The organism is Bradyrhizobium sp. NP1, assembly GCF_030378205.1.
Classification (GTDB): domain Bacteria; phylum Pseudomonadota; class Alphaproteobacteria; order Rhizobiales; family Xanthobacteraceae; genus Bradyrhizobium.
Genome location: NZ_CP127385.1, coordinates 143,200 through 157,982, shown reverse-complemented (window position 1 = coordinate 157,982; position 14,783 = coordinate 143,200). Strand labels below are relative to the sequence as shown.

13 protein-coding genes are annotated in these 14,783 nt (G+C 66.0%); 7 read left to right on the top strand and 6 right to left on the bottom strand.

What is annotated here, in order from left to right:
* Positions 1 to 73: 73 nt before the first annotated feature.
* Genes QOU61_RS00715 through QOU61_RS00705 form a run of 3 tightly spaced genes read left to right on the top strand, consistent with a single transcriptional unit; the run spans position 74 to position 3,164 of the window.
* A complete protein-coding gene (locus tag QOU61_RS00715) occupies positions 74 to 1,126 on the top strand; it encodes a type III polyketide synthase (RefSeq protein ID WP_289656243.1) in 1,053 nt (350 codons plus the stop codon).
* Positions 1,123 to 1,626 (top strand): isoprenylcysteine carboxyl methyltransferase family protein, encoded by a 504-nt coding sequence (locus QOU61_RS00710; protein ID WP_289656242.1) that lies wholly within the window; start codon positions 1,123 to 1,125, stop codon positions 1,624 to 1,626. Before QOU61_RS00715 ends, QOU61_RS00710 begins: the two co-directional genes overlap by 4 nt.
* Positions 1,623 to 3,164 (top strand): DHA2 family efflux MFS transporter permease subunit, encoded by a 1,542-nt coding sequence (locus tag QOU61_RS00705; protein ID WP_289656241.1) that lies wholly within the window; start codon positions 1,623 to 1,625, stop codon positions 3,162 to 3,164. The genes QOU61_RS00710 and QOU61_RS00705 overlap by 4 nt, the downstream gene beginning before the upstream one ends.
* On the opposite strand, the gene QOU61_RS00700 is transcribed toward QOU61_RS00705, so the two are convergent.
* Positions 3,161 to 3,913: a sulfate transporter family protein gene (locus QOU61_RS00700; RefSeq protein WP_289656240.1), complete on the bottom strand. Its 753-nt coding sequence runs from the start codon at positions 3,911 to 3,913 to the stop codon at positions 3,161 to 3,163. The two genes, QOU61_RS00705 and QOU61_RS00700, sit on opposite strands and share 4 nt — an antisense overlap.
* 80 nt (positions 3,914 to 3,993) lie before the next feature.
* Complete coding sequence (locus QOU61_RS00695; RefSeq protein ID WP_289656239.1) at positions 3,994 to 5,400, bottom strand: MFS transporter; 1,407 nt, start codon at positions 5,398 to 5,400, stop codon at positions 3,994 to 3,996.
* A 126-nt stretch (positions 5,401 to 5,526) separates the two neighbouring features.
* On the opposite strand from QOU61_RS00695, the gene QOU61_RS00690 reads away from it, so the two are divergent.
* Together QOU61_RS00690 and QOU61_RS00685 are read left to right on the top strand one after the other, a co-directional pair.
* Entirely contained in the window at positions 5,527 to 6,684 is a 1,158-nt protein-coding gene (locus tag QOU61_RS00690) for a CoA transferase (protein WP_289656238.1), read from the top strand.
* Positions 6,681 to 7,628, top strand: coding sequence for a hydroxymethylglutaryl-CoA lyase (locus QOU61_RS00685; protein WP_289656237.1), 948 nt, complete (start codon positions 6,681 to 6,683; stop codon positions 7,626 to 7,628). The genes QOU61_RS00690 and QOU61_RS00685 overlap by 4 nt, the downstream gene beginning before the upstream one ends.
* On the opposite strand, the gene QOU61_RS00680 is transcribed toward QOU61_RS00685, so the two are convergent.
* On the bottom strand, positions 7,629 to 9,992 hold the full coding sequence (locus QOU61_RS00680; RefSeq protein ID WP_289656236.1) for a heavy metal translocating P-type ATPase: 2,364 nt from the start codon (positions 9,990 to 9,992) through the stop codon (positions 7,629 to 7,631).
* Positions 9,993 to 10,040: 48 nt separating this feature from the next.
* Here QOU61_RS00680 and QOU61_RS00675 point away from each other — a divergent pair, with 48 nt between their 5' ends.
* Positions 10,041 to 10,316 carry a metal-sensitive transcriptional regulator gene (locus tag QOU61_RS00675; RefSeq protein ID WP_289656235.1) on the top strand — a complete coding sequence of 92 codons (276 nt, stop codon included), beginning with the start codon at positions 10,041 to 10,043 and terminating at the stop codon, positions 10,314 to 10,316.
* A 40-nt stretch (positions 10,317 to 10,356) separates the two neighbouring features.
* On the opposite strand, the gene QOU61_RS00670 is transcribed toward QOU61_RS00675, so the two are convergent.
* Complete coding sequence (locus tag QOU61_RS00670) at positions 10,357 to 11,316, bottom strand: YiiX/YebB-like N1pC/P60 family cysteine hydrolase (protein WP_289656234.1); 960 nt, start codon at positions 11,314 to 11,316, stop codon at positions 10,357 to 10,359.
* A gap of 287 nt (positions 11,317 to 11,603) precedes the next feature.
* On the opposite strand from QOU61_RS00670, the gene QOU61_RS00665 reads away from it, so the two are divergent.
* Positions 11,604 to 13,007: a flavin monoamine oxidase family protein gene (locus tag QOU61_RS00665; protein ID WP_289656233.1), complete on the top strand. Its 1,404-nt coding sequence runs from the start codon at positions 11,604 to 11,606 to the stop codon at positions 13,005 to 13,007.
* A gap of 20 nt (positions 13,008 to 13,027) precedes the next feature.
* Here the strand turns inward: QOU61_RS00665 and QOU61_RS00660 are convergent, their stop codons facing one another.
* Together QOU61_RS00660 and QOU61_RS00655 are read right to left on the bottom strand one after the other, a co-directional pair.
* Entirely contained in the window at positions 13,028 to 13,972 is a 945-nt protein-coding gene (locus tag QOU61_RS00660) for an MBL fold metallo-hydrolase (RefSeq protein ID WP_289656232.1), read from the bottom strand.
* A gap of 32 nt (positions 13,973 to 14,004) precedes the next feature.
* A complete protein-coding gene (locus tag QOU61_RS00655) occupies positions 14,005 to 14,781 on the bottom strand; it encodes a sulfite exporter TauE/SafE family protein (protein WP_289656231.1) in 777 nt (258 codons plus the stop codon).
* Positions 14,782 to 14,783: the final 2 nt, after the last annotated feature.

Genomic DNA, 14,783 nt, shown 5'->3' with positions numbered 1-14,783 from the left:
CCGTGCGCGGTCTCGAAATATTCGTCTTGCTGCGCGGTTCTACCCCTTTGGGGACTTCACGGCAGGACACCAAATGGACCAAACGGCCGCACTGGTTTCGCTCGCGACCTCGGTTCCACCTCATCTGTTTCATCAGAACGAGATCCTGGCAGCGGCGCACGCGCTTCTGGCCGACCGCTATCCGCAGTTCGAGACGCTGGCGAGCCTGTTCGCCAACACCGGGATTCGCCACCGCTACGGCGTCAAGCCGATCGCGTGGTATCTCGCGCAGCGCGGCTGGCCGGAACGCACCGGCGCCTTTCTGGAAGGCGCTGAAGCGTTGTTTCTCGAGGTCGCGCGCAAGGCCATCGCGGAGGCCGGCCTGAGCCCTGCCGAGATCGACACCGTCGTCACGGTCTGCTCGACCGGCATTGCGACGCCGACGCTGGAGGCGCGTCTTGCCGGCAAGCTCGGCCTGCGCGCGGACGCTGCGCGCGTGCCGGTGTTCGGCCTCGGCTGTGCCGGCGGCGTGTCGGGGCTTGCGACTGCCGCGCGGCTCGCGCAATCGCGCCCCGGAAGCAATGTGCTGATGGTCGCGTTCGAACTCTGCACGCTCGCAGTGCGCCACGACGAGCTGACCAAGGCCAATATCGTCGCCGCAAGCCTGTTCGGCGACGGCGCGGCTGCGCTGGTACTGCGGGCCGGCGACGGCGGCGCCACGCGGATCGAGGCGTCGGGCGAAAAGCTCTGGCCCGATACGCTCGACGTCATGGGATGGAGCGTCGATCCGCAAGGCTTCGGCGTGATCTTCCAGCGCACGATCCCCGATTTCGTCCTGGAAAACATGGGCGACGCCGTCACTGAAATCCTGGCGCGGATGGAGCTTTCGGTCGCCGATATCGACCGCTTCGTCTGTCATCCCGGCGGCACCAAGGTGATCATGGCGCTGGAGCGGGCGCTGTCGCTCGATCAGGGCACGCTCGACCATGAGCGCGAGGTGATTGCCGACTACGGCAACATGTCCGCGCCGACGGTGCTGTTCGTGCTTGAACGGCTGCGCACGGCAGGGCTGCCGAAACGCTCGCTGCTCACGGCGCTCGGGCCTGGCTTCACCGCGAGCTGCGTCGCGTTGCGGCACGCGGCGTGAGCCTCGCTGCGATCATTCTGTCGTTGGTCACGCTGCAGCGGCTCGGCGAGCTCGTGCTGGCTCGCCGCAACACCGCGAAGCTCTTGGCGCGCGGCGCAATCGAGATCGGCGCGCAGCATTATCCGCTCATCGTGTCGATGCATGCCGGCTGGCTGATCACGCTGTGGATCTGGGGCTTTGATGCGCGCGTGAACCTCGCCGCGCTCGCCGTGTTTATCCTGCTGCAGGGCCTGCGCGTGTGGATCCTCGCAACGCTCGGCGAGCGGTGGACCACGCGCATCATCGTGCTGTCAGGTGCTCCGCTCGTGACCTCGGGCCCGTACCGCTACGTCGCACACCCCAATTACGTCGTCGTCGCCGGCGAAATCGCCGCGCTTCCGCTTGCGCTGCATCTGCCCTGGATCGCGCTGATCTTCTCGATTCTCAATGCTGCGGCGCTCGCCATTCGCATTCGCGCGGAATCACGGGCACTGGCAAGCGCGGCACACGGCATTTCATGAGCGAGCGCGGCGCCGCCCGGACGGACAGTCCCGCTTTGGCGACATGGGCCGGCTTCCTCCTGATGTGTCTTGGCATGTTCATGGCCATCCTCGACATCCAGGTGGTCGCGACCTCGCTGCCGACCATCCAGCGCGCGTTGGCGATCTCGCCGGACGCCATGAGCTGGATCCAGACCGCCTATCTGATCGCGGAAGTGATCGCGATCCCCCTGACCGGCCTGTTCACCCGCGTGCTGACGCTGCGCTGGCTATTCGTCGCCGCGCTCGCGCTGTTCACGCTGGCGTCGATCGGTTGCGCGGCGAGCCGTAGCTTTGCCGTGCTGCTCGGCTTCCGCGTGATCCAGGGCTATGCCGGCGGTGTCCTCATCCCCGCGGTGTTTTCCGCGGTGTTCCTGCTGTTCCCGTCACGCCTGCACGCGGTCGCGACCACGATCGGCGGTGTGGTCGCAGTGCTTGCGCCGACCATTGGTCCGGTGATCGGCGGCTGGATCACAGACACCTGGTCATGGCCGTGGCTGTTTCTGATCAATGTCGGTCCCGGCCTCGTCGCAGCGCTCGCGCTGCCATTCCTGCTGCCGCGCGGCAAGACCAATCTTGCCGAACTCGCCAAGCTCGACGGTGTTGCGCTGGCGCTCCTGGCGGTGGCGCTGGCAAGCCTCGAGGTCGGCTTGAAGGACGCGCCGCAGCGCGGATGGCTGTCGCCGTTCTGCCTGGCGCTGCTGTCGGCAAGCGCGGGGGCGCTTGTGCTCTTCATTCGCCGGACACTGCGTGCATCGCATCCGGTGGTGCGATTGCTGTCATTGCGCCGCCGCTCTTTTGCAGCGGGCTGCGGCCTGAGCTTCTGCCTAGGCGTCGGCCTGTTCGGCTCGGTCTATCTGATGCCGGTGTTTCTCGCCTTTGTGCGCCGTCACGACGCCTTCGAGATCGGCACCATCATGCTGGTGACCGGGATCGCGCAGCTCGCCGCCGCGCCGTTCGTCGCGCTTCTGGAAAGCCGGATCGGCGCGCGGCCACTCACGGCGGTCGGTTTCGCGCTGTTCGCGCTCGGGCTTTCCATGAGCGCATTCCAGCCGCGCACCGCCGATTTCGACGAGATGTTCTGGCCGCAGCTCGTGCGCGGCGTCGCCATCATGTTCTGCCTGTTGCCCCCGACGAGGTTCGCGCTCGGCAGCCTGCCGGAAGGCGAGATCGCCGATGCCAGCGGCCTGTTCAACTTGATGCGCAACCTCGGCGGCGCCATCGGAATCGCGCTGATCGATACCATCCTCTATGGCCGCGGCCCGCTCCATGCCGAGGATTTTCGCGTGCGGCTGCTCGCCGGTGATATCAGCGCGGCCAAGGCGATCGGACTTGATCCGTCGCTCCTGATCAACCGCCCGCCCGGCCCACCGGACGAGGCCACGATCGCCTATGTGCGACCGATGGTGGAAAAGGCCGCGCTCGCGCTCAGCGTCAACGAGGCCTGGGCGATGCTTGCCTGCGTCGCGCTCGCGGGCCTGCTGCTCGTGCCCCTCGCGCGTGATAACAAGAAAATCTAGACCGTTGGCACGCTGGTCCGCCGGACCGGCTCGATCAGCTCCGGCCGCGGACCGGACAGACGCTTGTGCATGTGGACCATGAAGGCCATGCCGAACAGGGGCGTCGCCAGGTTGACGATCGGGATCGAGACGAAGGCCGCGATGATGAGGCCCGCGGCGAAAACGGTCGCCGCGTTCTGCCGGCGCATCGCCTTGGCTTCCTCTGGCGAGCGGAAGCGCATCGCCGCGAGCTCGAAATACTCGCGCCCCATCAGCCAGGCGGTGGCGATGAAGAAGATGAGGAAGCCCGCGCCGGCGACGAACACGAAGGGCAGCACGATCAGATAGACCAGGATCGTCAGGAGCGCAGTCTTGATGCCCTCGCGCATCGCGAGCCCCAGCGGCAGAGCGACGCCGGGCGGCTCCGCCGGATAGTGTTCGCGCTCGACATGGTCGGCGACCTCGTCGACGAACACGCTTGCGACCAGCGAGGTGATCGCCGGCATCAGGAGGATGCCGCCGAGCACGATGCCGAGGCCGGCGGCGATCGAGATGATCCAGAACAGCACGTTGAGCGGGGTCTGGAAGCCGGGACCGAGCAGCGCCTCGGCCCAGCCTTCGCCTGACGTGGCGAGCCAGCTCAGCAGCCGCTGCAGGCCGATCGCGAGAACGGTGACCAGCACCAGCGCGAGAGCGATCGATCGCCACAGGATCGAGCGCATCGGCGGCGACAGGATTTGCGATAGCGCCTTGACGGCGGCGTCGATCATGGCGGGTTCACCTCTCAAACGGTTCCGCGAGAGGTAGCCATGGAGAATGGCTTCGGCAAGACCCGACGAGGCGTTGCGCGTCATGTATCGAGCGGCTTGCCGCGCACATTGGGGCCAAATGCCGCGATGACAATGATGACCAGAGCCATGGCCGCGGTGATCAGCCCGAACACGCCGTTCACGCCGGCAACCCTGAGCATGTAGGCGACGATGAAACCCGAGAAGGTCGCGCTGATCCGGCTCATCGAATAGACGAGGCCGGCGGCGCGCGCCCGGATCGCGGTCGGGAACACCTCGCTCTGGTAGGCGTGGTAGGCATAGGACATCGTCGTGTTCGCCGCCGTGAGCATCACGCCGGCGAGGATCAATAGCGCAGGCTCGGCAAGCTGCGCGAAGGCAAGCCCGAACACGATGATCGCGGTGCAGGCGCCGCAGATGATCCATTTGCGCTCGAACCGGTCGGCGAAGCTCGACGCCAAAAGCGGCGCGATCGGATAGGCGAAAGCGACGATGAAGGAATATTGCAGGCTCTTGGTGACGGTGATGCCCTTCTCGATCAGCAGCGTCGGCACCCAGTTGGCAAAGCCGTAGAATCCGAACGCCTGGCAGAAATTGAACACCATGAAGAGCGCGACCAGCGAGAGATAAGGCGGCCTGAACAATTCGGCAAAACCGACCTGCGTCGCCACGTTCACCGGCGCGATCTTGCTCGCAGCTTTCGCGGGCGTGATTCCGGCCGCGGCCTCCATCCTCGCCATGATCTTCAGCGCTTCCTCGGTTCGCCCGTGGCGCGCGAGCCAGAGCGGGCTTTCCGGCACGTAGAGCCGCAGCACCCAGATCACCATGCTGGCGGCCGCGCCGATCAGCACCACCCAGCGCCAGCCGTCGAGGCCGTGAGGCGACAGCGGCACCAGCCACCAGGACAGGAACGCCACGACCGGCACCGCGGTGAACATCACGGCCTGATTGATGGCAAAGGCGCGGCCGCGCAGCCAGCTCGGCACGAGCTCGGTGATATAGGCATCGATGGTGATGATCTCGACGCCGAGACCGATGCCGGCAATGAAACGCCACAGCAGCAGGCCTTCGGACGTGGTCTGGAGCGCCATGACGACGGAGGCGGCGGAATAGCCGAGCAGCGCGAAGGTGAAGATCGCCCGCCGTCCGTACCGGTCGGCGAGAAAGCCCAGGAAGAAGGTGCCGGCGAACAGGCCGGAAAAGGTCGCCGCGACGAAGGCGCCGACGCCCGAGAAGCCGAAGAACGCCTGGGTGGTCGTGGTCAGCAGGCCGCCACGGGCAAATCCCGGCGCGATGTAGCCGGTCAGGAACAGGTCGTAGATCTCGAAACAGCCGCCGAGCGAGAGCAGGATGACAAGCCGCCAGAGATAGGCTGATGCCGGCAGGTCTTCGAGGCGGCGCGAGATGTCGTCCGGCGCAGCTGCCGCGGCCGCAACGCCGGTTCCCGCCTCGATACTGACCGAGCTCATGAATGCCTCCCCGATAGCGGGCCCGTTGCCGCGGGCTCTGGCTTTGGCGGCGCAGATTATATTTTCCCAATCGCGCCCGAAAGCCTAGTCTATCGGGAAAGGCTGCAGCGATGGCGGGAGAAGACGATGACCGGGACGGGACTGCCGCTTGACGGCGTAAAGGTCATCGAGATGACCCATATGGTGATGGGGCCGAGCTGCGGCATGGTGCTCGCACAACTCGGCGCCGACGTCATCAAGGTCGAGCCGCCGGCCGGCGACAAGACCCGCTCACTCGGCGGCATGGGGACCTCGTTCTTTCCGCTGTTCAACCGGGGAAAGCGCAGCGTCGTGCTCGATCTCGCCAGACCTGATGATCGCGAGGCGCTGCACCAGCTGCTGGCGAGTGCCGACGTTTTCCTGGAAAATTTTCGCGACGGTCAGCTCGAAAGCCAGGGCCTCGGCGCGGATGCGCTGCGCGAGCGGCATCCGCATCTGATCATCGCCGGCCACAAGGGCTTCATGTCCGGTCCCTACGAGCACCGGCCGGCGCTCGACGAGGTCGTGCAGATGATGTCGGGTCTTGCCGCCATGACCGGCACGCGCGAGAAGCCGCAGCGCGTCGGCTCCTCCGCCAACGACATCATGGGAGGGCTGTTCGGCGTGATCGCGATTCTCGCCGCGCTCTACCAGAAGCGTGGCGGCAAGTCTGATGGCGCCGACATCCGCATCGGCCTGTTCGAGAACTGCCTGTTCCTGGTGGCGCAGCACATGGTCGAATACGAGATGACCGGCAACAAGCCGCGCTCGATGCCCGAGCGCGAGCATGCCTGGCCGATCTACGACATCTTCGACACCGAGGACGCCAGCCGTATCTTCATCGGCGTCGTCACCGAGGGCCATTGGCAGAGCTTTTGCCGCGAATTCGGCCTGCAGGAATTTCTGGACGATCCGGCGTTGCGCACCACCACCGACCGGATCCTGGCGCGCGCCAGGATCATCCCGCGCGTGGCGGACGAGATCAGGCGCTGGAAGGTCGACGAATTGTCGGCAAGACTCGACCGCCTCAACATCTGCTTCTCGCCGATCAACCGGCCCGAAGATCTGTTGAACGACCCGCATGTGCTGCGTCCCGGCGGCCTCGTCAACAACGTCAATGCCGACGGCAAGCCGTTCCGCGTTCCGGCGCTGCCGATCGAGTGGAACGGCGGTCATCTCGGCGAGGGACTCAAGGTGCCGGCGCTCGGCGCCGATACGCCGGCGGTCAAAGCCGAGCTCGCCAGGACGGAAAGGAGGCGCGCATGAGCCGCCTTGAAAAAATCTATCCGCAAGACCGCGTCACCTTGCGCGAAGTCGGCCTGCGCGACGGCCTGCAGCTCGTGAAGACCTTTCCGTCGACCGACGCGAAAGAGCGTTGGGTGCGCGAGGAATATGCCGCAGGCGTCCGGCATTTCGAGGTAGGCTCGTTCCTGCCGGCGAAGACGTTTCCGCAATTTGCTGACGTGCGCGACATCGTCCAGACGGTGGCGTCGCTTCCCGACGCGCACGGGATTGCGCTCGTGCTCAATGAGCGCGGCGCCAACGAGGCGCTCGCGTCAGGCGTTGCCGAAATCGCCTCGGTGGTGTCGGCGACCGAGGAGCACAGCCAGGCCAACGCCAACCGCTCGCGCGAGGCGGCGATCGACAACATCCGGCGGCTCTGCGCGCTGCGCGATGCCGCGCCACACAGGCCGATCGTTCATGCCGCGATCTCGATGGCGCTGGGCTGCTCGATCGCAGGTCCCGTCGCGCCGGAGGAGGTGCTGCGTCTGGTCGAAGAATGCTTCGAGGCGGGTGTCGACGGTGTCGGCATTGCCGATACCGTCGGCTATGCCGGACCGAAACAGGTGGGGGAATTGACCAAGGCGGCCGTGCGGATCGCCGGCACAAAGCCGATCTGTGTCCACCTGCACGATACCCGCGGCATGGGCATCGCCAACGCATCGGCCGCGCTCGACAGCGGCGCGCGTATCCTGGATGGCTCGCTCGGCGGGCTCGGTGGCTGTCCGTTCGCACCCGGCGCCACCGGCAATATCGTGTTCGAGGACCTGGTGTTCCTGTGCGAGAGCAAGGGATTTGCGACCGGCATCGACATCGAGCGCCTGGTCGAGGTGCGCGCGATCCTGCGCAAGGCTATGCCGAACGAGCCGCTCTATGGCGGGCTCGCCCGTGCCGGGCTGCCGCGAGGCACGGCCGAGCGAGCGGCCTAGCTAGAGCTTTGTCGCGCGCAGCCGCAGCGCATTGCCGACCACGCTGACCGACGACAGCGCCATCGCGGCGGCCGCCACCACCGGCGACAGCAGGATGCCCAGAGCGGGATAGAGCACGCCGGCCGCAATCGGAATTCCGGCTGCGTTGTAGACGAAGGCAAAGAACAGGTTCTGGCGGATATTGGCCATCGTCGCCTGGGACAGCTTACGCGCGCGCACGATGCCGTTGAGATCGCCTTTCAGCAGGGTGACGCCGGCGCTCTCCATCGCAACATCGGTGCCGGTGCCCATGGCGATGCCGACATCGGCCGCGGCCAGCGCCGGCGCGTCGTTGACGCCGTCGCCCGCCATCGCGACCGTCCAGCCGGCCCGCTTCAGCTTGCCGACCACGGCGCTTTTCTGCTCCGGCAACACCTCGGCTTCGACTTCCGCGATGCCGAGCCGGCGCGCAACCGCGGCCGCCGTGGTGCGATTGTCGCCGGTCAGCATGATCACCTTGATGCCGTCGGCTGCGAGCGCCTTCAGCGCCGCTGGCGTCGATGCCTTCACGGGATCGGCGATCGCGAACAGGCCGGCCAATCGGCCGTCGATCGCGATCGCGATCGCGGTCGCACCGTCCTGGCGCAGGCGTTCGGCATCCGTCTCGAGGGCCTGGGTATCGATTCCGATCGAGCCGAGATAGCGGCTGTTGCCGAGCGCGATCGTCTTGTCATCCACCCTGCCGGTCACGCCCTTGCCGGTGGGAGAGTTAAAGTCCGTGACCTTGCCGAGCGCGAGCTTGCGCTCGGCGGCCGCGCGCACGATCGCTGCCGCAAGCGGATGCTCGCTCGCCTGCTCGATGCTGGCGGCAAGCCGGAGGATTTCGTTCTCCTCGAAGCCCTCGGCAGTGACGATCGCGGTGACTTTTGGCTTGCCCTCGGTCAGCGTACCCGTCTTGTCGACCACCAGCGTGTCGACTTTCTCCATGCGTTCCAGCGCCTCGGCGTTCTTGATAAGCACGCCGGCGTGCGCGCCGCGTCCGACGCCGACCATGATCGACATCGGCGTCGCGAGCCCGAGCGCGCAGGGGCAGGCGATGATGAGCACGCTGACGGCAGCGACCATGCCGAAGGCGAACCGCGGCTCCGGCCCGAACCAAGCCCAGGCCGCAAAGGCGATGACGGCGGCTGCGATCACGGCAGGCACGAACCAGCTGGCGACTTGATCGGCGAGGCGCTGGATTGGCGCGCGCGAGCGCTGGGCATCGGCGACCATCTGCACGATCTGCGCCAGCAACGTCTCGCGGCCGACCTTCTCGGCGCGCATGATGAAACCGCCCGATTGATTGAGCGTGCCAGCGATCACCTTGGCGCCGACATCTTTGGTGACCGGCATCGATTCGCCCGTCACCAGCGATTCATCCAGCGACGAGCGGCCTTCGAGGACCACACCGTCGACCGGCACCTTTTCGCCCGGACGCACCCGCAGGCGGTCGCCGGCCGCGATGCGATCGATCTCGACCTCGTGCTCGGCGCCGGAATCATCGATGCGGCGTGCTATCTTCGGCGCAAGCTGCAACAGTGCCTTGATCGCGCCTGACGTCGCCTCGCGCGCCCGCAGCTCCAGCACCTGTCCCAGCAGCACCAGCACGGTGATGACCGAGGCCGCCTCGAAATAGACTGCAACCGCTCCGCCATGCTCACGGAAGGTTTCCGGGAACAGCTGCGGGGCTATCGTTGCGACGAGGCTATAGAGATAGGCGACCGAAGTGCCCATCGCGATCAGCGTGAACATGTTGAGGTTGCGCGTCACCAGCGATTGCCAGCCGCGCACGAAGAACGGCCAGCCGGCCCACAACACCACGGGCGTCGCGAAGACGAGCTGGATCCAGTTCGACAGAGCGGGATCGACCCAGCCATGCGGACCGACCAGATGCGCGCCCATGTCGAGCACGATGACGGGCAGCGCCAGCACGAGGCCGATCCAGAACCGTCGCGTCATATCGGCGAGTTCGGGATTAGGACCCGAGTCGAGGCTCGCGACTTCGGGCTCCAGCGCCATGCCGCAGATCGGGCAGCTTCCGGGTCCGACCTGACGCACCTCGGGGTGCATCGGGCAGGTGTAGATCGCATCCTTGGGCGCGTCGGCGTGGCGCGCTTGGGCCTTGTCCTTGTCGAGATATTTTTCGGGGTCGGCGGCAAATTTGCCGCGACAGCCGGCCGAGCAGAAGTGGAAGGTTTCGCCTCGGTATTCGAAACGGTGCTTCGAGGTGGCCGGGTCGACCGTCATGCCGCAGACGGGATCGTGCACGGTTGCCGCATCGTGCGCATGGTGATGATGGTGGCCGTGGCCGGCGTGACCGCCGCAGCAGGAACCCTCTGACATCTCGAAATGACCCTTGAAACCTATACCCTGTAGGGGTATATAGGCCGTATGCGAAAAGACATCAAGGCTTCCTGTCAGAAGCGCCTGAGCCGGATCGAGGGCCAGGTGCGCGGCCTCGCCCGGATGGTCGAGGACGACCGCTACTGCATCGACATCGTCACGCAGATCTCGGCGGTGCGGGCCGCGCTGCGCCGGGTCGAGGAGGAGGTGCTGCGCGACCACGTCGCCCATTGCGTCGAGCATGCGATCACGAGCGGCAACAAGGCCGATCAGCGCCAGAAGATCGTGGAATTGATGGAAGTGATCGGTCGGTCGGACCGGTAACGAGGCGAGACCGACGCTGCTGGCTTGGTCTAGGGACCGGCTACTCCGCCGCCTGTCGTAGCCGTGGTGGCTCGGACCGGTCGGTTTCAATGAATTCGATGCGTTGTTCCACGACAACCTCGATGTGGGTCGTGGTGACGACTATTTCCTCAGCTTCAGCCGGAAGCGGCGTCGTTTCGTCAATCTCTTCAGGAGCAAGCGGCGGCGACGTTTCCTGAAACACACCGAATTCGCCCGCCACCTCCTCGAGCGGCTTCTGCTTGTCGGCCCAGTGCAGGGCGGTGTAGTCGAAACCGTGCACGATGGTGGGTTTGACGACTTCGAAATAGGGCGAGATGTCGAAGTCGCGGGGCATGTAGAGCGAGGAATCGCGAATGTGCAGGATTTCGCGGCGCGCCTGGCGCGAGCCTGCACGGGTGATCTTCGGCAGGATCGGGTACCGCACGGCATCGAAGGCCTGCGCGATCAGCGCCGAGCAGATGATCTTGGTGGGATCGCCGGACCCGAACGCGATCATGCGGCGACGCCAGCGCTGCGGAATCGGCATCGGAATCAGGAAGCGCATCAAATCGAGGATGTTCTTGGTGTCGTAGCCGAAGCCGATGCGGTTGATGGCGTAGCGGCACACCGTGGTGCGGTCCTCGTAGGACAGGCCGACCGGCCGGCAGACGCGGGTGTGGTAGGGGAAATATTTCGACAGCGGCGCCGAAACCACGCCCTCGCCGACATAGGCCTCGATCAGCACATGCGGCTCGCCGTCCGGCTCCCGCGCGCCGTCGACCGGCCCGACATAGAGCGCGGCATGCGACCAGGTCGACTGGGTGAGGTACTTGATGATGCCGGAAATGCGGTTGTTGCCCTCGACCAGCAGCACATCGCCCGGCTGGATGATGCCGCGCAGGTGCTCCGGGTCGCTCGGCGTGAACGGCTCATAGCCCGGTACCTCCTTCTGAAGGTAGCCGGCAATCAGCTGGCCAATCTTATCGAGCATGACGCCCATAGTTGCATTCCCCCCAGCGGCTTTGCCGGCCGCTTTTTTCCTTCCTTAGCATGGCCAAAAGCCGTTGCAATTTGGTTCATGCGTGAAGCGGATCAATCATGATTGATTCACCATGAGTGTTGCCGGTCCCGCGTGGATGCGGCAAGGTGAACCAAAAACACGCTGGAATCATCAGTTTTCTGGTGTCTGGAATCCGAAGTTCGTAAAGTCCTCGCCGCGAATGTTGCGAACGTCGGATTCGGGACACTAGCCGTTCCCCTGCTCCTCAAAGCTCTGGAAACCATGCCATGACAATGACGCGCCGCGGCTTTCTTTCCGCTTCCGCGGCATTGGCGTCGGCGCCGGCTTTGTTGCGAGGGGCGGCTGCGGCCGCTCCGTCGCGCGAGGCTGACATTGTCGTGATCGGCGCCGGCGCCGCCGGCATCGCCGCAGCGCGCCGCGTCATGGCGGCAAATCGCAAGGTGATCGTGGTCGAGGCGGCCGGCCAGGCCGGTGGGCGCTGTCTCACCGACACCACGACCTTCGAGGCGCCGTTCGATCGCGGCGCGCGGTGGATGCACAATCCCGACATCAATCCGCTGATCAAGCTGGCGCGCGGCGCAGGCCTCGAGATCACGAGCGCGCCGGCAGGGCAGAAGATCCGGATCGGCCGCCGCAATGCGCGACCCGGCGAGATCGAAGAATTTCTGGCCATGCTGGTGCGCGCCAACCACGCGATCGACGACGCCTCGCGCAAGCTGGATGTGTCCTGCGCTGCCGCGTTGCCGAAGGATCTCGGCGACTGGGCGGGCACCGCGGAATTCGTGCTCGGTGCCAGCGCGACCGGCAAGGACCTCAAGGATCTCTCGACCGTGGACAAGGCCCGTGGCCAGGATCGCGGCTCGGTGTTCGCCTGCCGCCAGGGGCTGGGCACGCTGATCGCGAAGCTCGGCGAGACGGTGCCGCTGGCGCTGTCGACGCCGGCGAGCCGCATCGTCTGGGGCAGCCGCGATGTCGCGGTCGAGACACCGGCGGGACGAATCGCGGCGCGCGCCGCCGTCATCACACTTTCGACGAACGCGCTGGTTTCCGGAAACATCAAATTCGCGCCTGATCTGCCCAAGCGCACGCTCGATGCCGCCGCGCGGCTCAGCCTCGGCAGCTACGATCACATCGCCCTGCAGATGCCGGGCAATCCGCTTGGCCTCGCGCGCGACGAAGTCGTCATCGAGCAGAGCAGCTCGACGCGCACGGCGCTCCTGCTCGCCAATATCGGCGGCTCGTCATTGTGCTCGATCGACGTCGGCGGCTCGTTCGGGCGCGACCTTTCCGCCCAGGGCGAGCAGGCGATGATTGCCTTCGCAATGGAGTGGCTGGCAAAGCTGTTCGGCAGCGAGGTAACCAAGGCGGTGAAGAAGTCGAGCGCGACGCGCTGGAACGAGGCGCCGTTCATATTGGGCGCGATGTCGGCGGCCTCGCCCGGCGGTCAGCCGTCGCGGAAAATCCTGACCGAGCCGCTTGGTTCGATCTTTCTTGCGGGCGAAGCAACCCACGAGACGCTGTGGGGCACGGTCGACGGCGCCTGGGAAAGCGGCGAGCGCGCGGCCGAAGCGGCGCTGCGCAAGATCGGCGCGCTCGCGGCGACCGAGCCCGCGGAAGCGCCGGCGCGAGGACACCGCGCCCGGCGGGCGGCGCCACCACGTGGCTATTGAGCGGGACGCGCCGCCGCGTCTCACACCGGCAGCTTCAGCTCCATCAGATCCTTCGCCACGACGATGCGGCCGGCAAAATTCTTCCGCACGTCGCGCGTCCAGTCGTCGTCGGTGATGTCGGGGAAGTCGCCCGGCACGAAGTGACTGAGCACCAGCACCTTGACGTTTGCGGCATGCGCGATGCGACCGACATCCTCGGTCGTGGTGTGGCTTTCCAGCAGATGCTTCTTCAAGGTCGCGCCGTTCCTGGTCTTCAGCACGAGCTGGTCGACCGCCGGAGGGTAGAGGCATTCGTGCACGAGCACGTCGGCGCCGTTGGCGAACTCCGCAAGCTTCGGGTTGTAGGCGGTGTCGCTGGAGAACACGATGGTGCCGTCGGGTGTCTCGAACTTGTAGGCGAAATTGTCCGTGATCGGCGGATGCGGGGTGCGGAAGGCGGTGACCTTGACGTCGCTGGTTTGCAGCACCACGCCGTCCTCGGTGATGTCCTTGGCGATCAGGAGTGGGCGCGGGTCGGGCCGGCCCTCGTCCTCGATCCGCGTCTCCACGTCGAATTTGTTCAGTTCCCAATAGGTCCTTGTCATCGCCTCCAGGCCCTTCGGCCCGAAGGAATGGATCGGCGTCGACAGGCCCGCTGCCCAGGCATTGTAGACCAGATTGCCATATTCGAGGTTGTGGTCGGAATGGTGGTGGCTGATGAAGATGTATTTGACGGAGGGAATCGGCACGCCGGCGTTGACGAGCTGACGGCTCACGCCCATGCCGCAATCGATCACGAACGGCACCTCGTTGACCATCACCAGGTTGGCCGGATTGGATGCGCCGGTGCCGACGCGCGGTCCGCCCTTGGTGCCCAGGAACACGATCCTCGTGCGCGGCTTTGCGTCGAGCGCCAGCACCCGCGGCGCGGCGAACATGGCGGCGCTGCCGAGCGCGAGCTTGAGCGCATTGCGGCGATCGATCATGCATTCCTCCGGTTCTCTTCGAGGATCGAACCCTATCGCCCGCGGAGGATGCCGTCGAGTAGCGGCAGGCCGACGATGACGGCCGCTGCGATCAGCCCGTAACAGATGGTGCGGAACACTTTCTCGCTGGCGCGTCCGAACAGCGCCACTCCAAAGCCGACGCCAAGCGCATAGACCGGGCCGACGACCAGCGAAAAGCTGATCGCGTCCGCCGTAATCAGGCCGGCGGCCGCATAGCTCGCGGCGGAGAAGAAATCGGAGGCACCGAAGAACAACAGGATATTGGCGCGCGCGATCTCGGATTTGACCGGCCGGCCGAGCCAGTAGCCGACGATCGGCGGTCCGCCGGTCTGCGCCAGCCCGCTGCAGAAGCCGGACAGGCCGCCGATGCCGACCGAGAGCGCGGTGTGGTCCTTGCCACGATAGCGCCAGCCGGATGCGAGTAACGCGAGCAGCGCGGCGACGAAGCCGGAGATGATCCAGCGCGTCGTGACAGGATCGAGCCGGGTCAGGAGAAAGGTGCCGATGGGCACGCCGATCAGCGCGCCGAGCACCATGACCGCCGTCGCTCTTCGATCGGCCTGTCGCCAGGCGCCGGGCAGCAGCGGCAAGGCGGCAACGAAATCGATGATCAGGAGAAGTGCGGCGACGAGCTGTGGCGCGGCGATGCTGCTCGCGAGCGGCATGAAGATCAGCGCCGAGCCGAATCCGGAAAAGCCGCGCGCGGTGCCTGAGACGAAGGCGATCGCGCAAAGCGCAATCGCGGTGTTGATGCCGATGTCAGGCGGGATCAGGCCGAGGACACTCATGA